At 61.8% G+C, this 21,226-nt stretch carries 24 protein-coding genes and 1 pseudogene; 14 read left to right on the top strand and 11 right to left on the bottom strand.

The window, feature by feature from the left end; genetic code table 11:
* Positions 1-113: pseudogene (locus tag BUB78_RS20375) on the bottom strand (S-(hydroxymethyl)glutathione dehydrogenase); the annotation flags it as partial.
* Between the two features lie 156 nt (positions 114-269).
* Between BUB78_RS20375 and BUB78_RS12135 the strand changes: the two are divergent.
* Positions 270-869: a hypothetical protein gene (locus BUB78_RS12135; protein ID WP_245813460.1), complete on the top strand. Its 600-nt coding sequence runs from the start codon at positions 270-272 to the stop codon at positions 867-869.
* A 5-nt stretch (positions 870-874) separates the two neighbouring features.
* On the opposite strand, the gene BUB78_RS12130 is transcribed toward BUB78_RS12135, so the two are convergent.
* Positions 875-1,906 (bottom strand): quinoprotein relay system zinc metallohydrolase 2, encoded by a 1,032-nt coding sequence (locus tag BUB78_RS12130; RefSeq protein ID WP_073198352.1) that lies wholly within the window; start codon positions 1,904-1,906, stop codon positions 875-877.
* A 97-nt stretch (positions 1,907-2,003) separates the two neighbouring features.
* Between BUB78_RS12130 and BUB78_RS12125 the strand changes: the two genes are divergently transcribed.
* Positions 2,004-2,816, top strand: a complete 813-nt coding sequence (locus BUB78_RS12125; protein WP_139279328.1) for a quinoprotein dehydrogenase-associated SoxYZ-like carrier — start codon at positions 2,004-2,006, stop codon at positions 2,814-2,816.
* Here BUB78_RS12125 and BUB78_RS12120 read toward each other — a convergent pair whose 3' ends face one another.
* Genes BUB78_RS12120 through BUB78_RS12110 form a run of 3 tightly spaced genes read right to left on the bottom strand, consistent with a single transcriptional unit; the run spans position 2,817 to position 4,074 of the window.
* On the bottom strand, positions 2,817-3,167 hold the full coding sequence (locus BUB78_RS12120; RefSeq protein ID WP_073198351.1) for a hypothetical protein: 351 nt from the start codon (positions 3,165-3,167) through the stop codon (positions 2,817-2,819).
* A gap of 2 nt (positions 3,168-3,169) precedes the next feature.
* Positions 3,170-3,826, bottom strand: coding sequence for a hypothetical protein (locus BUB78_RS12115; RefSeq protein ID WP_245813458.1), 657 nt, complete (start codon positions 3,824-3,826; stop codon positions 3,170-3,172).
* A gap of 44 nt (positions 3,827-3,870) precedes the next feature.
* Positions 3,871-4,074 (bottom strand): hypothetical protein, encoded by a 204-nt coding sequence (locus BUB78_RS12110; protein ID WP_073198350.1) that lies wholly within the window; start codon positions 4,072-4,074, stop codon positions 3,871-3,873.
* 203 nt (positions 4,075-4,277) lie between these two features.
* Between BUB78_RS12110 and pqqA the strand changes: the two genes are divergently transcribed.
* The 5 genes from pqqA to pqqE are packed head-to-tail and all read left to right on the top strand — an operon-like array spanning position 4,278 to position 7,426.
* The gene (gene pqqA, locus BUB78_RS12105) at positions 4,278-4,379 is read left to right on the top strand and encodes a pyrroloquinoline quinone precursor peptide PqqA (protein ID WP_073198349.1); all 102 of its coding nucleotides are present in this window, start codon (positions 4,278-4,280) and stop codon (positions 4,377-4,379) included.
* A gap of 32 nt (positions 4,380-4,411) precedes the next feature.
* The gene (pqqB, locus tag BUB78_RS12100) at positions 4,412-5,305 is read left to right on the top strand and encodes a pyrroloquinoline quinone biosynthesis protein PqqB (RefSeq protein WP_073198348.1); all 894 of its coding nucleotides are present in this window, start codon (positions 4,412-4,414) and stop codon (positions 5,303-5,305) included.
* The gene (pqqC, locus tag BUB78_RS12095) at positions 5,302-6,063 is read left to right on the top strand and encodes a pyrroloquinoline-quinone synthase PqqC (RefSeq protein WP_073198347.1); all 762 of its coding nucleotides are present in this window, start codon (positions 5,302-5,304) and stop codon (positions 6,061-6,063) included. The genes pqqB and pqqC overlap by 4 nt, the downstream gene beginning before the upstream one ends.
* Positions 6,060-6,332, top strand: coding sequence for a pyrroloquinoline quinone biosynthesis peptide chaperone PqqD (pqqD, locus tag BUB78_RS12090; RefSeq protein WP_073198346.1), 273 nt, complete (start codon positions 6,060-6,062; stop codon positions 6,330-6,332). The genes pqqC and pqqD overlap by 4 nt, the downstream gene beginning before the upstream one ends.
* On the top strand, positions 6,332-7,426 hold the full coding sequence (pqqE, locus tag BUB78_RS12085; protein ID WP_073198364.1) for a pyrroloquinoline quinone biosynthesis protein PqqE: 1,095 nt from the start codon (positions 6,332-6,334) through the stop codon (positions 7,424-7,426). Before pqqD ends, pqqE begins: the two co-directional genes overlap by 1 nt.
* On the opposite strand, the gene BUB78_RS12080 is transcribed toward pqqE, so the two are convergent.
* Both BUB78_RS12080 and BUB78_RS12075 read right to left on the bottom strand, forming a co-directional pair.
* A complete protein-coding gene (locus BUB78_RS12080; protein ID WP_073198345.1) occupies positions 7,423-7,827 on the bottom strand; it encodes a VOC family protein in 405 nt (134 codons plus the stop codon). The two genes, pqqE and BUB78_RS12080, sit on opposite strands and share 4 nt — an antisense overlap.
* An 11-nt stretch (positions 7,828-7,838) precedes the next feature.
* Positions 7,839-8,867 carry an NAD(P)/FAD-dependent oxidoreductase gene (locus tag BUB78_RS12075; protein ID WP_073198344.1) on the bottom strand — a complete coding sequence of 343 codons (1,029 nt, stop codon included), beginning with the start codon at positions 8,865-8,867 and terminating at the stop codon, positions 7,839-7,841.
* 63 nt (positions 8,868-8,930) lie between these two features.
* Here BUB78_RS12075 and mnmC2 point away from each other — a divergent pair, with 63 nt between their 5' ends.
* From mnmC2 to BUB78_RS12050, 5 genes are all read left to right on the top strand, one after another.
* A complete protein-coding gene (gene mnmC2 / locus BUB78_RS12070; protein ID WP_073198343.1) occupies positions 8,931-9,608 on the top strand; it encodes a tRNA (5-methylaminomethyl-2-thiouridine)(34)-methyltransferase MnmC2 in 678 nt (225 codons plus the stop codon).
* On the top strand, positions 9,605-10,471 hold the full coding sequence (locus BUB78_RS12065) for a DMT family transporter (RefSeq protein ID WP_073198342.1): 867 nt from the start codon (positions 9,605-9,607) through the stop codon (positions 10,469-10,471). Before mnmC2 ends, BUB78_RS12065 begins: the two co-directional genes overlap by 4 nt.
* A gap of 114 nt (positions 10,472-10,585) precedes the next feature.
* Positions 10,586-11,023: a hypothetical protein gene (locus BUB78_RS12060; protein WP_139279327.1), complete on the top strand. Its 438-nt coding sequence runs from the start codon at positions 10,586-10,588 to the stop codon at positions 11,021-11,023.
* A 409-nt stretch (positions 11,024-11,432) separates the two neighbouring features.
* Entirely contained in the window at positions 11,433-11,834 is a 402-nt protein-coding gene (locus BUB78_RS12055; RefSeq protein ID WP_073198340.1) for a hypothetical protein, read from the top strand.
* Between the two features lie 75 nt (positions 11,835-11,909).
* Positions 11,910-13,049, top strand: a complete 1,140-nt coding sequence (locus tag BUB78_RS12050) for a transporter (protein WP_170865062.1) — start codon at positions 11,910-11,912, stop codon at positions 13,047-13,049.
* A gap of 18 nt (positions 13,050-13,067) precedes the next feature.
* On the opposite strand, the gene BUB78_RS12045 is transcribed toward BUB78_RS12050, so the two are convergent.
* On the bottom strand, positions 13,068-15,020 hold the full coding sequence (locus tag BUB78_RS12045) for a lytic transglycosylase domain-containing protein (RefSeq protein ID WP_073198338.1): 1,953 nt from the start codon (positions 15,018-15,020) through the stop codon (positions 13,068-13,070).
* Between the two features lie 154 nt (positions 15,021-15,174).
* Between BUB78_RS12045 and dapA the strand changes: the two genes are divergently transcribed.
* Positions 15,175-16,050 carry a 4-hydroxy-tetrahydrodipicolinate synthase gene (dapA, locus tag BUB78_RS12040; RefSeq protein ID WP_073198337.1) on the top strand — a complete coding sequence of 292 codons (876 nt, stop codon included), beginning with the start codon at positions 15,175-15,177 and terminating at the stop codon, positions 16,048-16,050.
* A gap of 125 nt (positions 16,051-16,175) precedes the next feature.
* On the opposite strand, the gene BUB78_RS12035 is transcribed toward dapA, so the two are convergent.
* The 3 genes from BUB78_RS12035 to BUB78_RS12025 all read right to left on the bottom strand — a co-directional run bounded on the left by BUB78_RS12035 (position 16,176) and on the right by BUB78_RS12025 (position 19,332).
* Positions 16,176-17,441, bottom strand: coding sequence for an ABC transporter permease (locus BUB78_RS12035; protein ID WP_073198336.1), 1,266 nt, complete (start codon positions 17,439-17,441; stop codon positions 16,176-16,178).
* Positions 17,438-18,247, bottom strand: coding sequence for a taurine ABC transporter ATP-binding protein (locus BUB78_RS12030; RefSeq protein ID WP_073198335.1), 810 nt, complete (start codon positions 18,245-18,247; stop codon positions 17,438-17,440). The genes BUB78_RS12035 and BUB78_RS12030 overlap by 4 nt, the downstream gene beginning before the upstream one ends.
* An 86-nt stretch (positions 18,248-18,333) precedes the next feature.
* On the bottom strand, positions 18,334-19,332 hold the full coding sequence (locus BUB78_RS12025; RefSeq protein ID WP_073198363.1) for a taurine ABC transporter substrate-binding protein: 999 nt from the start codon (positions 19,330-19,332) through the stop codon (positions 18,334-18,336).
* A 429-nt stretch (positions 19,333-19,761) separates the two neighbouring features.
* On the opposite strand from BUB78_RS12025, the gene BUB78_RS12020 reads away from it, so the two are divergent.
* Positions 19,762-21,159 (top strand): aminotransferase family protein, encoded by a 1,398-nt coding sequence (locus tag BUB78_RS12020; protein ID WP_073198334.1) that lies wholly within the window; start codon positions 19,762-19,764, stop codon positions 21,157-21,159.
* The last annotated feature ends 67 nt before the right edge of the window (positions 21,160-21,226 follow it).

Genomic DNA, 21,226 nt, shown 5'->3' with positions numbered 1-21,226 from the left:
CCGGTGGCCTTGATCTCAACCAGAACCTCACCCGCCTTCGGGCCCTCAAGGTTCACCTCCATGATCTCCATCGGCTGACCGGCAGATACGGCAACAGCGGCGCGTGTCCTCATAAAGTCCATCCTCCCTCGCATCTTTCCGATACAACCCTTTGGCGATTCGCCCCAAAGAACGGTTTTCAAATCACCCTGTTTCTTACTGTGACAATATGTGCCAAGATTGCTCTATCGCTCAGTAAGACTTTAGTCGTATAGGTTGAAATGAAGTTCTTGCAGTTTCCATTATGCGTTGTTTTCATTGGGGTTTCTCCGCTCTACGCGGCGGGATCGCATGATCCTGACTGGCCCTGTGTTCAGCGCAGGGTTGATACGCCCTCGACCGCCGTGATGTGGCCCTATCAAGGTGAAAATCAGGGGGCCACGGAAGAACCGGCGCCGATCACTGCCGAGCTCGCTCAACTTCTGGCACTACGTCGAATCAGTCTTGATGAGGCCGAAAAAGCGATTGACGAGGCCGCCAATGGCACGCCTCCTCTGGGGCGCGACGACTATAACGCGATTTTTGCGGATGTGTTCGAGCGCCTCAACCAACGCCGCAGCCTGTTGATGAGCGGAATCACCCGCTATGCCCGCAATCAGGCGCGGATGGCCGATGAAATCGACGCCATGCGCAATGAGATTGCCAGCCTGAACGCCGCCGAGACGCCCGATTTTGACCGAATCGATCAGATCGAGGCCGACCTTGATTGGCGTGAACGGGTATTTCGCGACCGCGCGCTTTCACTGACCTATGCCTGTGAAACGCCGGTGCTTCTGGAAAAGCGGCTTTATGCCATTGCCCAGATGCTGGCGGCGCGAATTGGCGATTAGCGCCGCTATTCCCACTCCAACTCGGTAAAGGCCGCCGTCACGTTGCGCCGGTGAAACAAATCGAACAGATGCCAATTATCGGCCTCACCCTTTCCCACCGTTGCCACCGCTTCCGAGAGGCGCAGCCCGTCGGCCACGGCAATCCGGGTCTCGTCGCGCAGGGTTTCAAGATAGCGCCGCACGGCCACGCCGCCCTCGGGCCAGTCCAACACCGGCCCGCCATGCCCCGGCACCACGCGAGCGGGAGGCGGCGTGCCCATGGCGTCAAGCACCCGAAGCCAGCCAAGCAGTGAGCCGTCAAGCGCCGGACTATGCTCATCAAACAGCAAGTCCCCGGCAAAGAGCGTCGCCGTCGCGGTATCAAACACCGTCAGATCGCTTTCGCTATGCGCGGTTTCCCAAGGCACCAGGGTAAGCGCACGCGTGCCGAGGTCGATCACCGTACTGTCGCTGACCGGGGTGATCGCAAGCGGCGTGCGACTTGCGCTAAAACCGGGGCCGATCAGGCGGGCAAAGTTGGTCTCATAGGTTTCGGCCCGCGCATTCAGCGCCTGCCCCAACTTGCGATGGCCGATGATCTCGGCCCCGGCCTCGGCAAGGACGGTGGCGCCGAACACGTGATCGGGGTGCATGTGGGTCAGGATGATATGCGAAATCGGCTTGGGCGTGATCGCGCGCACCGCAAGGTAAACCTCTTCGCCAATCGCGCGGCTACCACCGGAATCGATTACCGCGACGCTATCGCGCCCGATGACAAAGCCGATATTGACCACATCGCCAAGATTCTCGGGGGCCACATCGGCGACCTCGCCGCGATGCACGTAAACCCCCGGCGCGATTTCCGAAAACTCCAGACGACTGGCGCGACGCGCCGTGCATTCCGGTGGCCCGGCGACAAAATCTGCGCCCCACTCCGGAGCGAGCTCGGCGGCACGGGCAAGAGCGATGTCGCAATCGGGCCCATCGACGGGAACAAGCCGCGTCTGGCAAGCATCGGGCTGCCCCACCAGACAGAGGCTGGTCAGAATTTCGAACATCACCTGCCCTCGCGCGTCTGCTACTAATGGGTGATACGATTATGACGGGTTTCATGCTATTGTCCTAAAGTACCGTTGTGTCTTTCGGAGGACAAAGATGAAACGTTTGACGATCCCGACCGCGATTTTGTCAGTCGCGCTCAGTACTGCCGTTTGGGCGGAAGAGCCGCGAAATCCGCTGGTGAACGGGGAAACCTGGGATTATCTGCGGGGTGACATCCTCAACGAGGCCAAATCGGTCACGCCCGGCGCGATCTTTAGCGTTGAGGCGCCCTACCGCGCCCATGATGCGGCAACCGTGCCCGTCGTCGTGACGCAGACGGATCAAAGTGTCGGCCCGATTCAGACGCTTAAACTGGTGATTGATGAAAACCCTGCGCCGCTTGCCGCCGAGATTCAATTCGGCCCGGCAATGGCCCCGCTCAGCTTTGAAACGCGGGTGCGGGTGAATGCCTATTCCAACCTGCGCGTGGTCGCCGAGACCGAGACCGCCACCTTTATCGACGGCCGTTTCGTCAAGGCCGCCGGAGGCTGTGCCGCAGCCGCGACCCGCGATCCAGAGGTGGCGATGGCGAATATTGGCAAAATGCGCCTGCGCCATTTCGATACCGGCCCGGTTCAGGTTGGCACGCGCCGCGATGCGCAGCTGATGATTCGTCACCCGAATTATTCCGGGCTCCAGCGCGATCAGATCACCCAGCTTTTCGTACCGGCGATGTTCATCCAGGATCTTCAGGTCTGGCAGGGCGATGAGATGCTCTTTACCCTGACGGGCGGCATTTCAATTTCCGAGGACCCGGTGTTTCGCTTTGCCTATACCGATAACGGCGCGCCCAACATCCGCGTGCGGGCCGAAGATACCGATGGCCATGTGTTTGAACAGGTCCTCTCAAAGGGCGGCGAATCCTGATCAGTTGAAGCAGACGATTTCGGCCTCGGCCTGCGCGCGGCGCAGGTCGGCCACCATGGCGTTGCTGCTTGCGGCGCTGCGAAACAGCGAAATGCGCTCGCCGCTGCCCTGGCGCAGCGACAGCACGGTTTCCGCCTGAACGTATTTCTCATAGGGAAGGATCGAGGCGATCACATCGATCGAACACGAACAGCGCCGCAGCATGTCCTGGGTGTTGCCGTTGCTTGCCATACATCCAAAGACGTAATCCGCCCGCGCCTCGGTCGGGTAATCGTTAAGACGCTCGGCCATGTCTTGCGCCGCAGCCCCGATGGGCAGGGTGATCAGTGCCAGTATCGCCAGTGACCGCATGGTTAGTGTGCCTCCTCTGACAGATGCAGGGTGGAATGAAAGAAGCGCCCGCCCGCCTCGCGCTTGGGCGTGGCGGCCTCGGTCACATGATACCAGCCGGGCACCGCATCGGACATGAGAAAGTCGATCCTCAGGTCGGCAAAGGGGCCAAGCCGCGCACGGTTCTGATCGGCCACAAAGGGCGCCAGGGTGACGCGTTTCGCGGGCTGCTCTGCCGCGTCATAGGTGATTTGATCGGAGGTGATTGCTTCGGGCGCAAGCAGTGATTCCTTGATCCGGTTGCGAATGTAAAACTTGCTCCCGCCGGTCGCCGCCGCCAGATCGCGGACCAGGCGTTCGAGAAAGAACATCGCCATAGGGTTGCCGACACTGGCATCAAAAACCGCCAGCGACTGGTGCTTGCCGTCGATATCGCGGCTCAGGCGGGCCTTGTCGCCGTCTTCGATCACAAGGTCGAGAAGCTGCGGTTCTTGCGGCGCGGCGGCCTCGTTTGTCATCTCGGCCTCATAGCGCAGATGATCGCCGGGCGCGAACGCGTCCAGTGTGCTTGTGCGAAAGATAAGGTCATAGCCTTCCGTCTCGCTCGCGGCGTGAACACCCCCCGAAAACCCGAGTGCCATTGCAGAGATCGTGGCCAGTACCAGCCCCAGTCGTTTCATGCGTCTCGCCTTTTTATGCTTCATTTTCATCCTTTTCCGGCCCTTCAGGCCCGTGATCTTGCGCCACCAAGCGGCTGGCAGGACCAACGCGAAATCCGCCAGCGCGGGTGATCTTTGGCCCAAAGGCTTAGCTGTGGAATCGCCTCGGCCATACAGCCGCGCGTGGACCGGTCGGTATATTGAAACGCCCGATCTTCGCAGATTTCGGGTTGCGCCCGAAGGCAGACGATAAACAAAAGCTCGATCATGCCAGTCCCTCGCAAACCATCCGTGATGCGGGCGATCACCCCTACTCCTGGCACAGCTTCGCCCATGACATGGACACGACACAAGCCCCTCGCCCGCGCCCTGCACTAAAGTCGTAGGAGTGATCCCGTCAGAAGCGTTGACAAGTCGAGGTTGCAAATATCTAATTCAAGGGTCTAGCCACGAACCCAAGGGAGGATTGATCATGGCATGGAGTAAACCTGTTCTGCGTGAGTTGAACTGCGGCATGGAAATCAACATGTACGGCCCGGCCGAAGAACGCGACGGCGGCGGCGTCCTATTCTAAATAATTCAATCTCGGGCGCAGCGAGGTAGCAGGTGTTCAAAGCTTTGATACTTGGTGCTGCGGCCGGGGGCGGGCTTCCGCAATGGAATTGCGGTTGCGACAATTGCAATCTGGCCCGCGCGGGTAAAATCCCGTCATCTACACAATCCTCGCTCGCTATCAGCATTGATGGCGAGCGTTGGGTCGTTTTGAACGCCTCGCCGGATATCCGCAGCCAAATCGCCGATAATCCGGCGCTGCATCCGACGGGCCTTCGCAAATCCCCGATCGCAGCCGTGCTTTTGACCAATGGTGATATCGACCACGTTGCGGGGCTTTTGTCGCTGCGCGAACAACAGCCCTTTGCCCTGCATGCCACCGGCGAAATCCACGATGTTCTGGCCGCCAATCCGTTGCTCAACGCGGTCGATCCGGCCCGCGTGCCGCGCGTCACAATCGCGCTGGACAAGGAAACCACGCTTTTGCCCGGCCTCACCGCGACCCTGTTTTCGGTGCCCGGCAAGGTGCCGCTTTACATGGAAGGGGCCGAGGTCAAAACCGATCTTGAGGGAGAACAGACCACCGGTGTCCACATCCATGCCGAGGGCCGCGATATCTACTATATCCCCGGCTGCGCCGCCGTGACCAAGCGGTTGGCGGATCGTTTGAAGGGCGCCGATATGGTGTTTTTCGACGGCACGCTCTGGCGCGACGAAGAGATGCTTGAGATGGGGCTGAGCCAGAAGACCGGCAAGCGCATGGGCCATATCTCGATGAGTGGGCCAGAGGGCTCTATCGCCGCGCTGCGCGACCTTGGGATCGGGCGCAAGGTCTTTGTGCATATGAACAATTCCAACCCGGTGTTCCGCCCCGATGCGGCCGAACGGGCCGAGGCCGAGGCCGCCGGCTGGACCATTGGGCAGGACGGAATGGAGCTGACGTTATGACCGCCACCAAAACCGCCACCCCGGCCGAATTCGAGGCCCGCCTGCGCCAGATCGGCGCCGAGCGCTATCACGACCGGCACCCGTTTCATCACCTTTTGCATTCCGGTGGCTGTACCCCCGATCAGGTGCGCGCCTGGGTGATCAACCGCTATTATTACCAAGCGCGCATCCCGATGAAGGATGCCGCCTTTCTGAGCCGGGTCGAGGACCCCGCCCTGCGCCGAATCTGGCGCTCGCGGATCGAGGACCATGATGGCACCGCCGAGAATGAAGGCGGGATTCGCCGCTGGCTTCGCCTTGCGCAGGCGGTCGGGCTTGACCCCGACTATGTCGCAAGCACCGATGGGGTGTTGCCTGCCACCAAATTCGCGGTCGATGCCTATGTGCATTTCGTGCGCGACAAACCCCTGCTCGAGGCGGTCGCGGCCTCGCTGACCGAGCTTTTCGCGCCGAAAATCCACGCCGAGCGGATCGAGGGGCTGCTGGCTAACTACGCCTTTGCCGATGACAGCAGCCTCGCCTATTTCCGCAACCGCCTGAAAGAGGCCCCCAAGGATGTGGCTTTTGGGCTGAAATGGGTGCTCGATCACGCCGATACGGGCGAAAAACAGGATGCTGCCGCCGCCGCCCTGGTGTTCAAAACCGATGTGCTCTGGTCACAGCTTGATGCGCTTTATTCGGCCTATGTCGATCCCGCGCGCATCCCCCCCGGTGCATGGCAAACCGGCGAGGGCCTGTTGGCAAAGGGTGCGGCATGACCCCCGAGGGCACACCCTTTTTGCCGCGTGGCGTGCGGCTTCACTTTGATGCCGTGCGCGACAACTGGGTTCTTTTGGCCCCCGAGCGCGCGATCCGGCTTGATCCCATCGGCCACGCCATCCTGAGCCGGGTTGACGGGAAAACCACGCTTGCGGCCATCGCCGCCGACCTTTCGGCGACATTTGAGGCGCCGCTCGAAGACGTGACCCGCGACAGCACGGAATTTTTGCAAGAGCTGGCCAATCGCCGCTTTCTAGAGGTGACATGATGCAGGTTCAGCCCCCCATTGCGATGCTGGCGGAACTGACCCATCGCTGTCCTTTGTCCTGTCCCTATTGCTCCAACCCGGTCGAGTTGACGGCGCGCGAGAGCGAGCTTTCGACAGACGACTGGCGCTCGGTGTTTGAACAGGCCGCCGCCATGGGCGTGTTGCAATTGCACCTCTCGGGGGGCGAGCCGGCCTCGCGCCGTGACCTCACCGATCTTGTGCGCGCGGCGCGCGAGGCGGGGCTTTACACCAACCTGATCACCTCTGGCATCGGCCTGACCGAAAAGCGCCTGGCCGAATTGGACGAGGCGGGCCTTGATCACGTGCAGCTTTCGCTTCAGGGCACCGATGCGGCGATGGCCGACCGGATCGGCGGCTATAGGGGCGGCTATGACCGCAAGATGACCGTGGCCAAATGGATCGGCGAGATCGGCTTTCCGCTGACGCTGAATTTCGTGATGCACCGGGGCAATATGCATCAGCTTGGCCGCGCGATTGAAATGGCACAAGAGATGGGCGCACGCCGGATCGAGGTGGCAACCGTGCAGTTCCACGGCTGGGCAATGCAGAACCGTGGCGCCCTTATGCCCACCCGCGAGCAGGCGACAGAGGCCAATCGCACCGTCGCCGAGGCCCGCGCGCGGCTTAAGGGCACACTGGTGATCGACTATGTGCCCGCCGATTATCACGCCGATTACCCCAAGCCCTGCATGGGCGGATGGGCCAGCACCGGCATCAATGTCGCGCCTGACGGGCTTGTGCTGCCGTGCCATGCGGCGCAGACGATCAAGACCCTTGAGTTTGACAATGTGCGCGACCGCCCGCTTGCCGATATCTGGCAGAACGGCAGCGCGTTCAACGCCTATCGCGGCACCGACTGGATGCAGGAACCCTGCCGCTCCTGCGAGCGCAAGACGATTGATTTCGGCGGTTGCCGCTGTCAGGCGATGGCGATTGCCGGTGATCCCACGGCAACCGATCCGGTCTGTGTCAAATCCCCCGATCACGCCAAGACCCGCGATCTGGCCGCCGATTTCTCCGCTCAGGACGAGGCCGAGATGACATGGCGGGTGATGGACAAGACGCCGGGTTAACCCGGCATCCGGTTCGACACCTCGATCAGGTTGCCATCAGGGTCGCGCAGGTAAAGCGACAGGATCGGGCCGGTCGCGCCTGTGCGCCGCACCGGGCCTTCCTCGACCGCGATGCCACACTGCGCGAAATGGGCCTGCCAATCGGCAATCGCCACATCGCTCAGGAAACACAAATCCGCCGATCCGGGCGTGGCGCAGCGCGCCTTGGGCTCAAACTCGGCCCCTGCCAGATGCAAATTTATCTTTTGCGCACCGAACTTGAGCGCCCATCGGGCCGTGCCGTCAGCGGGTGTAAAGGCCTCTGCCTTCATGCCCAGAGCATCGCGATAAAAGGCAATGCTCGCATCAAAATCGGCCACGGTCAAAACCAGATGATCCAGCGCCGTCAGCGTGGGGTGCATGGCATATCCTTTCAATACGAGGCGTCGGGGCGGAACCCCTCGGGGATAGCATCCACCCCGTCAAGGATCAGGTCGGCCATCACCTCTGCAACCTTGGGGGCCATGCCAAAGCCGATCTTGAATCCGCCGTTGGCAATGAATTCACCGGCGCGCAGAGGGTGCGCCCCAAGGATCGGGCCGCGGCTGCGGCTTCGGGGGCGAATGCCGGCCCATCGCGCCAGAACCGGCGCATCGGCCAGGGTCGGCACCGCCGCGCGCGCCCGCGCGATCACCGCGTCAAGCTGCGCATCGGTGCTGTTGGGGTCGTCATAGGTGTTCTCGGTGGTTGATCCGATCGCGGTGGTGCCGTCCTCATGCGGAATGATATGAAGCATGTCGGCGAAAAGCTGCGGCAGGTGGGCGGCGTCATAGGCCAAAAGCGCGCCCTGTCCCTTGACGCCACTGCCGACGCTGCGGGTGTGGGCGCGGCTCAACTCGTGCAACCCCGCAACGCCAGTGGCCCAGATCACCCGGCCCTCGGCTGTGCCCGAGGTCACCATCTCGCCCCCCTTCGCATGGATCGCCGCCGCAAGCGCGATGCAGGCGCGGCGCGGATGCAGGCGGGCACTTAGCGTATCCTCAATCAGATATCCGCTGGGGCTCAGCGGTGCCCAGCCTATGTCGGCGGCAACCACGCGCCATATCGCCTTGCCCTGCCAGAGCGTGCGCGCATTTTCCGCCCGCGCACGCGCCAGCGTCAAAGCGGCCTCATCCGCAACCGGTTGCAACCGGCCGAGGCGGGCATATCCCGGCGATAGGCCAGAGGCCTCGGCGACGCTGGCCCAAAATCGCTCGGCCATGATCAGGCTTTCGAATTGAAACGCTTTCTTCTCATTCCACTTCTCCGGCACATGTGGCGCGAGCGCCCCGATGATGCCCCCCGAGGCCCCGGCGCCGGGGCCGTTCGGGTCAATCACCCGCACATGCGCGCCGCGCTGCGCGCAGGTCCAGGCCACCGAAAGGCCGAAAATCCCCGCCCCCATCACCGTTACATCGGCCATTGCCAAAACGCCTGTCCCCCTGCATGGTCACGTCACCCTAACCCCGCCTTAAAGGATCACAGCATGCAGGGCCAGCAGGCCGATGTCCTCTGGCGTGACGGCGATATTCCCGTCTCTGCCCGGTTCGACGACCCTTACTTCAGCCTTGAAAACGGGCTGGCTGAAACGCGGCATGTGTTTTTGGCGGGCAACGACCTTCCGGCGCGGTTTTGTGACGGGTTCCACATTGCCGAGCTTGGCTTTGGCACCGGGCTGAACCTTTTGGCAAGCCTCGCGGCCTGGCGCGCGGCCAAGGTCAACGGGCGGCTGCATTTCACCACATTCGAGGCCTATCCGATGAGCCCCGAACAGATGCGGCGCGCGCAATCGGCCTTTCCCGAACTGTCGGATATCGCCGCAGAGCTTTCCCCCCATTGGCAGGGCGGGGCACAGGTGATCACCTTGCCAGACCTGACATTTACCCTGATCGAGGGCGATGCGCGCCAGACCCTTGGCGCATGGTCGGCGCGCGCCGATGCCTGGTTCCTCGACGGGTTTTCCCCGGCCAAAAACCCGGAGTTGTGGCAAGATGACCTTTTGGCCGAGGTCGCGCGCCACACAAAGGCCGGGGGAACAGCCGCCACCTATACCGCCGCAGGTTTTGTGCGCCGGGGGCTTGCAGCGGCCGGATTTATCGTTACCCGTCAGCCAGGCTTTGGCCGCAAGCGCCATATGACCACCGCCATGAAGGGCACGACATGAACGCGCAAAACACCCGGCTGGGTATCTGGCTGATGATCACCACGACGTTCATCTTCGCGGTGCAGGACGGCATTTCGCGCCATCTTGCCAGCGAATACAACGTGCTGATGGTGGTGATGATCCGCTATTGGTTTTTTGCCGCCTTCGTGATGACCATCGCCAGCCGCAAGGCCGGTGGTCTGCGCGCCGCCGCCGCCACGAGCCAGCCGGTGATGCAGGCGTTTCGCTCGCTGCTTCTGGTGACGGAAATCTGCGTGATGATCCTTGGCTTCACCCTCTTGGGCCTTGTCGAAAGCCACGCGGTCTTTGCCTGTTATCCGCTGTTGATTGCCGCGCTCTCGGGGCCGGTTCTGGGTGAAAAGGTGGGCTGGCGACGGTGGGTCGCGATCGCGGTTGGCTTTGTCGGGGTGATCATCATCTTGGAGCCCGGCTTTGGCGTGTTCAAACCGCAAGCCATCGTGCCGCTGATCGCCGCGTTGATGTTTGCGCTTTACGGTCTTTTGACGCGCTACGTGGCGCGCCGCGATACCGCCGCGACAAGCTTTTTCTGGACCGGCACGGTCGGCTCCGCGGCGATGACCGCCGTCGGCATGTCGTTCTGGGAGCCGATGATTGGCTCTGACTGGGTCTGGATGGGGGCGCTTTGCATCACCGGGGCTGCGGGGCACTGGACGCTGATCAAATGCTACGAGGTCGCCGAGGCGAGCGCGGTCCAGCCTTTTGCCTATCTGCAGCTCTTGTTCGCAAGCACCATCGGCATTCTGATCTTTTCCGAAACGATCCGCCTGAACGTGGCGCTTGGTGGCGCCCTGATCGTGGGGGCGGGGTTGTTCACGCTCTGGCGCCAGCGTCGCGCCGCATAGCTCTTTGCGTCACGACAAGAGGCCGCGACGATCCGCCACAGGCCTGCATGGCCCCTGCCGGGTTACCCTCGACCACAAGCAGCCCTCTTTCATTACTCGGGTCCGCGACGGATTTTGGAACAATCGGCCTGTTTTATTTGGGTCGGGGAATTGGTGGCGATGAAAATCGGCAGAATCATCAAGGCAATAGAGGCCCTGGGCATGGTCCCGGCGCTTCTTGTCGTGTTGCTTGCCCTGCGCGTCGCAGCCGCCCCTAGGCTTGAGTGCCAGCACGAGCTGGCAGCCCGGGCCGCACAAGCCAAGATCACAGCGCATGCGCTGCACATGGGCGATGGGCCGACCCCATCGGCCAAACACGACAAACACCAGCTTTACACGCCCTGCCCGTTTTTCACGGCTGCCGGGGTGTTGCCCGATTGTGGAGCCGAACCGGATGCCACTGACCTTGTCTACTCACGGACACACGTAAAAAGTGACGATTTTCGGGTCGCGGCAGGCGCGTTGCCTGCCGCGTACAGCCCGCGCGCGCCCCCTGGGTTGGCCCTGGGATAGCTGGCATTTGCCGATTGGTCCTGCCCGTGCGCTCTGTCGAATTTACGACATCGGTGCCTCTCCAGCGGGGCATCCGGCGCATGAGCGCCTGCCGCATAGCTACCTGTTCAGCCAAATCGCTTTTCCGCCCCCTTTGTCGGGGCCGGTGGGTGCTTCGGAACCGGTGAACAGGGCCATGTCGGCCATGCCAGCCCCAATGCGGCCAGACTTCTTCACCTGCGATTCAGTCCGGCTTTTGATGAGCCACGCCTAGATATTAAATACGAGTTATCTCATATGACTCAGGTTTCCCTGCGCGCAGTCCAGCCTGCGCGCCCGGCCCTGCGTCAAAACGGGCCAATCGGCCCGGGCGCGCTTCACAAATTCGTAATCTCGAATATAACCGCTGCAAAACACCTTCAGGGCAGACATGCGGCGCACCCTTTCACAGATCAGATCAGCTTTCCGTGGCCTTGCCGCGATCCTGATCGCCTGCCTTCTGGCGCTGCGCGTGGCGGCCTTGCCGATGGTGATGGCGGGCGGCGCCCCCGCTTCCGGCATGATGGCGATCTGTACCGGCGCCGAGATCATCTATATCCCTATCGGAAGCCAGAGCCTGCCCCTGGAGGGCACAGCGGATGATGGCGAAGCCCAGCACGATCCATGCCCGACCTTTGGCATCACCGCCGCCCTGCTGACCCCAGATCAGCCGATCACCCCGCCTACCCGTGTGGCCACCACCACCCGCATCGCACCAATGGCCTCGCTTTGGGCCAATGCGGATGGCCAAGGCCCCTATCGCTCGCGCGCACCGCCGCGCCTTCGGTCCTGAAGACCTGACATTTTCACGTTCCAAGACCGAAATAACGGGCCGCCCAAGGGCGTGTCCGATCTGAAAGATACAATGATGATCAACCGAACAGTTGGCGCGGCACTTGTATGCGCCGGGCTTTTGGCGCCGACGGCCAATGCCCAGACCATGATACCTGAGAGCGACGGAATGACGATGGAGCAGCCGACAACGGGCGGCATGTCTCACACCAAGAAACACCAGAAGATGCACCGCCATGGCCCGATCGGCGTGCCGGGGCGTCACCAGCTGCCCAAGGGCAAGCTGGTGCTGACCTATCGCTATGGCACGATGGAGATGTCGGGCATTCGCGAAGGCACCAACGACATGGATGCCAACACGCTCGTCACCACCGTGCCCAACGTCTTTGCCGCCCTGCCCGGCCAGCCGCCCACCATCCGCGTGGCCCCGGTCAGCATGAGCATGGACATGCATATGCTCGGCGCGATGTATGCGCCAAGCCATCGCCTGACACTGATGGGGATGCTGCCCTATGTGGAAAAATCCATGACCATGCGCACCTATGCAGGGCCTGCGGGCACCACGGTTCTGGGCGACAATACCAGCACATCCAACGGGCTTGGCGATATCCGGCTCGGTGCCTTGCTGGCGTTTAAAAAGACCCCCAAAGGCAGCGCGCGCGTTGGGCTTGGGCTTAGCCTGCCGACCGGGTCGATCACGAAAACCGGCCAGATGCTCTCGCCGATGAACACCCGCCCCACCCGGCGGCTTGCCTATTCGATGCAGCTTGGATCGGGCACCTATGACCTTCACCCAAGCCTGACCTATGAGACCGGCAAGCGTGCGCTGAACTGGGGCGGGCAGGTGCGCGGCATCGTGCGTTTGGGCGAGAATGACGAGGGCTATCGTTTTGGGCACGAGGCCGCCCTGACCGGCTGGCTTAGCTATCGCGCCGCCCCTTGGATAAGCTATTCGGGACGCGCCGAGTATCGCCATGCCGGGCGGATCAAGGGCCGTGACATCAACATTGCCGGACCGTCGCTTGGGGCCGATCCGCGCAATTATGGCGGCGACTATATCACGCTTTACGCCGGTGCCGATCTCACGCCGCGACGCGGGCTTCTCAAGGGGCAATTGCTGGGGGTCGAGCTTGGCCTGCCGGTCTATCAGAACCTCAACGGGGTTCAGTCCAAGGCCGATTGGTCACTGGCAGTTGCCTGGCGAAAACCGTTCTAAGATCATGCCCCCTTTGGCCTAATCGCCAAGGGGGGCGACACTTTTACCGCGCAACTCCTGCGTAAACGGCAGCGGCAACGGCTCTTTGCCAAGGCGCGCGCGATAGGCCGGAAGGCTTTCCGACACGCGCATCACGTAATTTCGGGTTTCGCGAAACGGGATGTGTTCGATCCAGTCGATGATCACATCGCCCTTGGCGTCGCGCGGATCGCCGAACTCTTCGACCCATTGCGCCGCCCGCGCCGGCCCGGCGTTATACCCCGCTGCGACCAACACCACATTGCCGTCAAACCGCGCGCCCAACTGCGCCAGATAGGTCGCACCGAGCCGGGCATTATAGGCCCAATCGGCCAGCACCTTGTCACGCTCATGTTCAATCCCGAGATCACGCGCCACATCGCGCGCGGTGCCCGGCATCACCTGCATCAGCCCCTGCGCCCCGGCGCCGCTGACCACCAGATGGTTGAACTCGCTTTCGCGCCGGGCAATCGCAAGCGCCATTTCGGTCGGAACCGCAAGCGGCATCCCGGCGACCGGATGCAGCGCATAATAGGGGCCCTCGATCACGATCCCGCGCTCTGCGGCCGCCTTGCCAAGCATCACCTGCAAATGCGGCTGCTTCAGATCGGCCAGCATCTGGCCCATCTGGCCAAGCCCGGTGCGATCCTGCGCCTCTGAGAGGTGCATGAAAAACCGACGGGCAAGCCCGAGATCCCCCATCGCAAGCGCCAGCGTGCCAATCTCCTGAAGGTCGGTTTTTGCAAAATCCGCCGCGCGCCAGGGCGGGAACATTTCCTGTCCTGCCAACATCGGATCAACCGGCAGGCTCGCCTTTTCGGCCGCCAGCAACCCGTAAAAACTGGTCTGATAGTCGGCCCCTTCGCCATAAGCCACCTGCGCCGCCTGCGGATCGCCAAGCGCCTCTTGCGCGCGCCCGATCCAATAGCCCGCTCGGCCAAGGGAAATCGGCGTAGCAACCGCCGCGCGGAACCGCTGAAAGTGATCAAGCGCAAGGCCCGGCGCCTTTAAATAGCGCAGGGCAAGATAGCCCGACAACCATTCGAGATCGGCGTAATTTGCCCCCTCGACCAGTTGATGCACCGACGCCAGATCATAGGCCAGCTTTGCCTCGCCATCGCGCATCTTTTGGCGGGCCAGCGCGCGCCGCCAACTGGCCCACCGCTCTGGCTCGCCTAAACCGCCCTTGATCCGGCTCTGGCGCAGAATCACCTCGATGGCCTTATCGGGATCGTTTTTCAGATGTCTGTTGAAAAGCTCATAGGCGATGCCGGGGTGGCGCTCCTGCGCCTCGCTCAGCCCCTCGCCGCCCTCTTTCTCAACCTTCGCGCGCAACTCGGCCAGGCGGCGTTCGGCCTCGCTGACCAGGGGGAGCATATCCGCCACATCGCGCAACCCGCGCCAAAGCGCCATCTCAAGACGCGCTGCATGGTGCGGTGTCAAAAGTGCGCCATACTCGGCCAGAAAATCGTTATGCTCCTCGGATGACAGGTCAAGCGTGCACCAGCCGAGAACGACACCGGCCTCGGCCTCGCCCGGCCGGTCGCGCGCAAAAAGCGCCCGGGCCAAGCTCAGAACGCCGGTGCCGGTCTGCGGTGTGTAACCGTCATAAAACGCCAGCACATCGCCAAACGCCGCATCGGCCATGGTCTCTTCGCTCTGACGGCGCAGATAATCCACCCCCGGCCAATGGCCGTTTCGCCGCAGAAACGCCAAGACCCCGGTCGGATCCCCAAGCCCTGCGCGCAGGCGATACCATTCAACAAGATCGCCCGCCGCAGTCCCGTCGCGCAGCGCCAATTGCGCCGCCGCCTCCCAGCGACCGCCCTGCATCGCCTCAAGCGCACTGGCCAGAGGGCGCGGGGCAATGCGTGGCAAATCGGCGGCATGCGCCGTCAAAACCGACCCAAGAAACCCCAGAACGAGGGTGCAAACGCGCAACATCTCTTGCATTTCCCGCCATTGCGAAGGATAGACAGCGCCAGCCTATGCGTCACGCGCGCCCGCGTCCATTCACAACCACCGGACCATGCGCGCCGAACCGCTCAGGCGACCCTGATCACACCGGGCGCCGCCCGCCATCACGTAAAGACGAAAGGAGCGTGTCATGTTCAAAGGATCTTTTCCTGCCTTGGTCACGCCGTTCAAGAACGGCGAGCTGGATCTGGATACGCTCAAGAAACTCGTCGACTGGCATGTCGCTGAAGGCAGCAACGGCCTGGTGCCGGTTGGCACCACCGGCGAAAGCCCGACCCTGAGCCATGCCGAGCATGAAACCGTCATCGCCGAGGTGGTCAAGGCCGCCGCTGGCCGCATTCCGGTGATCGCCGGGGCCGGGTCCAACAACACACGCGAATCGATGCGCCTGATGCAGCACGCCCTGTCGGTCGGCGCCGATGCGGCGCTGGTGGTGACGCCCTATTATAACAAACCCACGCAGGCCGGGCTTATCGCCCATTTCACCGCGCTGCATGACTGCTGCGACCTGCCGATCGTGATCTACAATATTCCCGGCCGCTCGGCCGTTGACATGACGCCCGATACCATGGGCCAGCTGGCGAAACTGCCGCGCATTGTCGGCGTCAAGGATGCAACCGGCGATCTGGCCCGCGTCTGCGCGCAACGGATCACCTGCGGCAAGGATTTCGCCCAGATTTCCGGCGAAGACGGCACCGCGCATGGCTTTAACGCCCAGGGCGGGCAAGGCGTGATCTCGGTCACCGCCAATGTCGCCCCCAAACTCGTGGCCCAGGTCCAAGCGGCAACGCTTGCCGGCGACTATGCCACCGCGCTTGACCTGCAAGACCGCCTGATGCCGCTGCACCGCGCGATCTTTACCGAACCGGGGCTTGTCGGCGTCAAATACGCCATGTCCCGCCTTGGCCTGTGCAGTGATGAGGTCCGCCTGCCGCTGACCCCGCTGACCGAGCCGACAAAAGCGCTTGTCGATGCCGGTTTGCATCACGCCGGTCTGCTCAACTAGGCGCCAAAACGCAAAAGGATGAAGCAAGGTTTTCCCTGCTTCATCCCATTCTTCTTGGCAAAACTACTCCGGGGGAGTCGCCGCTTGCGGCGACGGGGGCAGCGCACCCTTTGACCCCTGCCGGATCAGACCCGGCCTTTCCACGGCACAAGCCAGTTTTCAGCCTTGCGCATCAGAATGTCGATGCCATAGCCGATGATCCCGATCAGGATGATCCCCATGATCACGATATCGGTAAGCTGAAAGCGGCTGGCGACCATGATCATCATGCCCGCGCCTTTTTCGGCCGCAACAAGTTCGGCGGCCACAACCGTACCCCAACAGACCCCCATCGCGACGCGCGCGCCGGTGAATATCTCGGGCAGGCTGTTGGGCACGATCACATAGCGCATCAGCTGCCACTTGCTCGCCCCGAGGGAATAGGCCGCATGCACCTTGGAAATCGCCACGCCGGACACGCCCGCGCGCGCCGAAATGGTCATGATCCAGAGCGCCGCCAGGAACAGCAGGATGATCTTACCGCTTTCGCCGATTCCCGCCCAGATGATCACCAGCGGGATCAGGGCAAGCGGCGGCACCGGGCGCATGAATTCGACAATCGGATCGAACCAGCCGCGGAACCAGTCACTCAGCCCCATGGCATAGCCAAGCGGAATCCCCACCAATGCGCCAAGCGCAAAGCCGACGATCACCCGGAACAGCGACCAGTAGAGATGCTCGAAAAGGGTAAAGTTCTGATAGCCCTGCTCAGAAATCTCGGCGACCCGTGAGACCACCGATTCCGGCGGCGGAAGCCAGATCGGCTCCATCTGCATGCCTTTTGAGGGCGCGAAGTTCAGCGAGCCCTTGGCGGTGATCACAACCGTGCCGTTGGCGACCTTGGCGGTGTCACCGGGACCAACAGGCTGGCCGTCAATCGCCACGACTTTGGCGCCCTCCTTGCGGGTCACCTCATCGTTCTTGTCCATCAGCAAAAGCGACGAGCGCCAGGCGCCGACGGTGATGACGTCATTCTTGGCAATGCCATCGCCCGGCTCGATCTCGCGATCGGTCACCTCTTCGCCAACCTTGAAGACGCGGGCGTAAACCGTGGCGTCATCGCGGGTGCCGTCGGGGCCCTCAATCGTATAGACAAATTCGGTGTCACCGATGAACGGCCCCGGCGCGTGGATTGGCACCCATTTGCTTCCGGTGAAGGCGCCCCAGAGCAGAAAGATCGTCACAACCGAGATCACGCTGGCCCAACGATCCGGACGCACGGCGCTTTCATCGCCAAAGGTCACCGTCTTGAGCGAGGTGTAATCGTTCATCTGACGGAACTTGCTGACGCCCTTGCGCACGGCGAAAAAGGCACCCACGAAAATAGCAACATAGATGATCAGAATGGTCATGCCTCTGCCTCCTCGGTGCGGCCCATGATCTCTTCTTCCATATCCCAGATCATCGACAGGATTTCTTCGCGCTTTGCGCCAAAGTCGGGGTGTTTCTTCACTTCGCGCAGGTCTTGCCCGACCCCCATTTCAGCAAAGGGAAGGCGGTATTCCTTGTGAATGCGGCCCGGTCGCGGCGCCATCACCAGCAAACGTTCGCCCAACAAAAGGGCCTCCTCCACCGAGTGGGTGATAAGCACGATCGTCTTGCCGGTCTCTTTCCAGAGCTTCAGAACCAGCCCCTGCATCTTTTCGCGGGTCAGCGCGTCAAGCGCGCCAAGCGGTTCGTCCATCAGGATCACATCCGGGTCATTGGCGAGACAGCGCGCAAGCGCCACGCGCTGTTGCATGCCGCCGGACAGTTCGTAAACCGCCTTTTCCTTGAAATCCTTGAGGCCGACTACCTCGAGCAGGTGATCGACATTGCCGCCGAATTCCGCCTCGCGCTGTCCCTTCATGCGGGGGCCAAAGCTTACGTTTTCGCGCACGCTCATCCATTCAAACAGCGCGCCTTGCTGAAACACCATGCCGCGCTCTGCGTCCGGGCCGGTGACGCGGTGATCGTTCAGCGTGATCTGACCCTCGGTCGGGGCCAGAAACCCGGCCAGAATATTCAAAAGCGTGGTTTTGCCACAGCCCGACGGGCCAAGCACACTCATCAATTCGCCTGTCTTGAGTTCAAGCGAGACATCCTGCAGGGCCTGCACGTGCGTACCGTTCGGCAGGTCGAACCGCATCGAGATATTTTCGATGGAAAGTGTAGACATCCCCACCCCCTGTTTTCGTTGGAATTGATTGCGCAGAGGCCCGCCCGCGGCACGGACGGGCCCCTGTCTGTCACGTCGCTCGTGGCTTACATGCCGTTGGCAGCAGCCAGCGGACCGGTGTTGACGTTGCTGTCATAGGTCTCAAGAGCGGCGTCGATGCTATTGGCTTCGACAAAGACATCGGCCACGCCTTTCATGAACTCCTGTGCGCCGCCGCCCAGCCATTTGGCCGTAAGCTGCTCTTCCACGGTGGGGAACACGAAGGTGTCGATGGTCGAGGCTGTGGCCTCGACATCCATGCCGCTGTCCTTGGCAATCACCGGCAGCATCTCGTCGCGGTTGGCCGCATCGGCCCACATCGCGTTTGCATCTGCCGTCACCTTGAGGAACTTGGCCACCAGATCGGGGTTTTCAGCAACAAAGCCAGCCGGGGCACTGGTCACGTCAAAGACCAGAATGCCAAGCGCTTCTTTTTCGGCACCAGTCAAAAGGACATTGCCGTGCTCTTTGGCACGACGCAGGCTTCCGCCCCAGCCACAGAACATGTCAACCGCGCCCTGCGCGATGGCAGCGGCACCCTCGGGCGGGGCCATGTTGACCACGTCCATGCTTGCGATATCAACGCCGAAGTGGCTCATCTGCTTGAGGAAACCGTAATGCGCGGCGGTGCCAAGCGGCACGGCCACTTTCTTGCCGGCAAGCTCGCCTGCGTTGGTCTTGTCGATCTCAAGCGCCTCGGCGACGACACAGTTGTCGTTGTCGGCATAAGACACGGCCACGTCGAGAACCTGAAGGTCCTGACCGGCACTTGCGGCCACAACGAAGGGCGGCACGCCCTGGCTGACCGAAAGGTGCACATCGCCGCTGGCCATGGCTGCGCTCATCGCGGTGCCGGTGTCAAAGGCACGCCAGTTGACCTTTACGCCCATCTCTTCGTCATAGGTGCCCTTTTCCTTGGCGTATTGGAACGGCATCGGCCATTCGAGGAAATACGCCACGGTGATTTCCTGTGCTGTCGCAGCACCGGCAGTTACCGCAAACGCAGCACCGGCCACGGCCGTCATCAGCTTTGATTTCAATTTCATATCGTTCATCTCCCGTTGGTTACGTTACTTTTTTTATACCTGATACCGCACTTTTCGGCGGGTTTGGATGCGTCGGTCCCTTGATCAGATCGGTACACTTTGCCTCTGGCACCGCCAAAGAGTGAACCCGATCCAACAGAACCAATCAACGCAATAATAGCAGAACTAAGATCATTTCAGCATTTCAGAAAAGAGGTTTTCGAATAGCATCAAAGCTGGCACCTTCCCCCCACCTTCGGATCAAAATCATTACTTATCAATACATTACTCGTTTATTCCGCGTTCACATCGGATATTTGGCCTTAAATATTGCCCTCATCTGGCCCTATTCGCATGGCGCATTTCACGGCTGATATATTCCCAGAATAAAATGGACAACGATCACAGGCCCGCGCGTTGCGCCGGGCCTCAACCCGATGGAGCATCACGATGGACGGCAAAATTCTTGATAATGATATCTCTCGCGTGGTCGAGGCCGACCGCGCCCATGTCTGGCACCACCTCATCCAACACGCCGCCTGGACCGGCGAGGCCCCCAAGGGCGATCCGCGCATCATCGTCGAGGGCCGCGGCATGCGGGTCTGGGATCAAAAGGGCAAAGAGCACCTTGATGCCGTTTCGGGCGGGGTCTGGACGGTCAATGTCGGCTATGGCCGCGAGCGGATCGCCAATGCGGTACGCGATCAGCTGATCAAGCTGCCCTATTTCGCGGGCTCTGCCGGCTCAATCCCCGGCGCACAGTTTTCCGAGCGGCTGATTGCGAAAATGCCGGGTCTGACGCGGGTGTATTACACCAACTCGGGCTCCGAGGCGAACGAGAAGGCGTTCAAGATGGTGCGCCAGATCGCGCACAAGCGCCATGGCGGCAAAAAGCACAAGATCCTCTATCGCGAGCGTGATTATCACGGCACCACCATCGCCTGTCTTTCGGCCGGCGGCCAGGACGAGCGCAACGCCGAATACGGCCCCTATACCCCCGGTTTCGTGCGCGTCCCGCATTGCCTTGAGTACCGCGCGCAATGGGATCTGGAGGGCGAGGAATACGGCATCGCCGCCGCCAATGCGATCGAAGAGGTCATCCTTGCCGAGGGCCCCGATACCGTAGGCGCGCTTTGCCTCGAGCCGGTAACCGCCGGTGGCGGCGTGATCGTTCCGCCCAAGGGCTACTGGCCCCGCGTTCAGGAAATCTGTCGCAAATACGATATCCTGCTGCACATCGACGAGGTCGTCTGTGGCGTCGGGCGCACCGGCACGTGGTTCGGCTATCAGCATTACGGCATCGAGCCCGATTTCGTGACCATGGCCAAGGGCGTTGCCTCTGGCTATGCCGCCATCGCGTGCTGCGTGACCTCCGAGCGGGTGTTCGAGATGTTCCGCGACGAATCCGGCGATCCGATGAGCTATTTCCGCGATATCTCGACCTTTGGCGGCTGTACGGCCGGCCCGGCGGCGGCGCTCGAAAACCTGTCGATCATTGAGGAAGAGGACCTGTTGGGCAACACCGTGGCGATGGGCGAGTATATGCTCGACCAGCTGCGCGCGCTTCAAGACAAGCATGCGGTGATCGGCCAGGTGCGTGGCAAGGGGCTGTTCCTTGGTGCCGAACTAGTCAGTGACCGCACCAGCAAAGAGCCGACCCCCGAGAAACAGGTTCAGGCGGTGGTGGCCGACTGCATGGCGCAGGGCGTGATCATCGGGGCGACCAACCGCTCTGTTCCCGGCTTCAACAACACGCTGTGCTATTCGCCCGCGCTGATCGCGACCAAGGACGATATCAATCACATCGTCTCGGCGACCGACGCGGCGCTGACCCGCGTGTTCGGCTAGGCAAGACGCACTTTCATTTACGGATCACCCCCGGCACTGCAACATGTGCCGGGGTTTTTTCATGTCC

This window comes from Roseovarius marisflavi, assembly GCF_900142625.1.
Classification (GTDB): domain Bacteria; phylum Pseudomonadota; class Alphaproteobacteria; order Rhodobacterales; family Rhodobacteraceae; genus Roseovarius; species Roseovarius marisflavi.
This window is presented reverse-complemented; position numbering and strand designations above follow the sequence as displayed.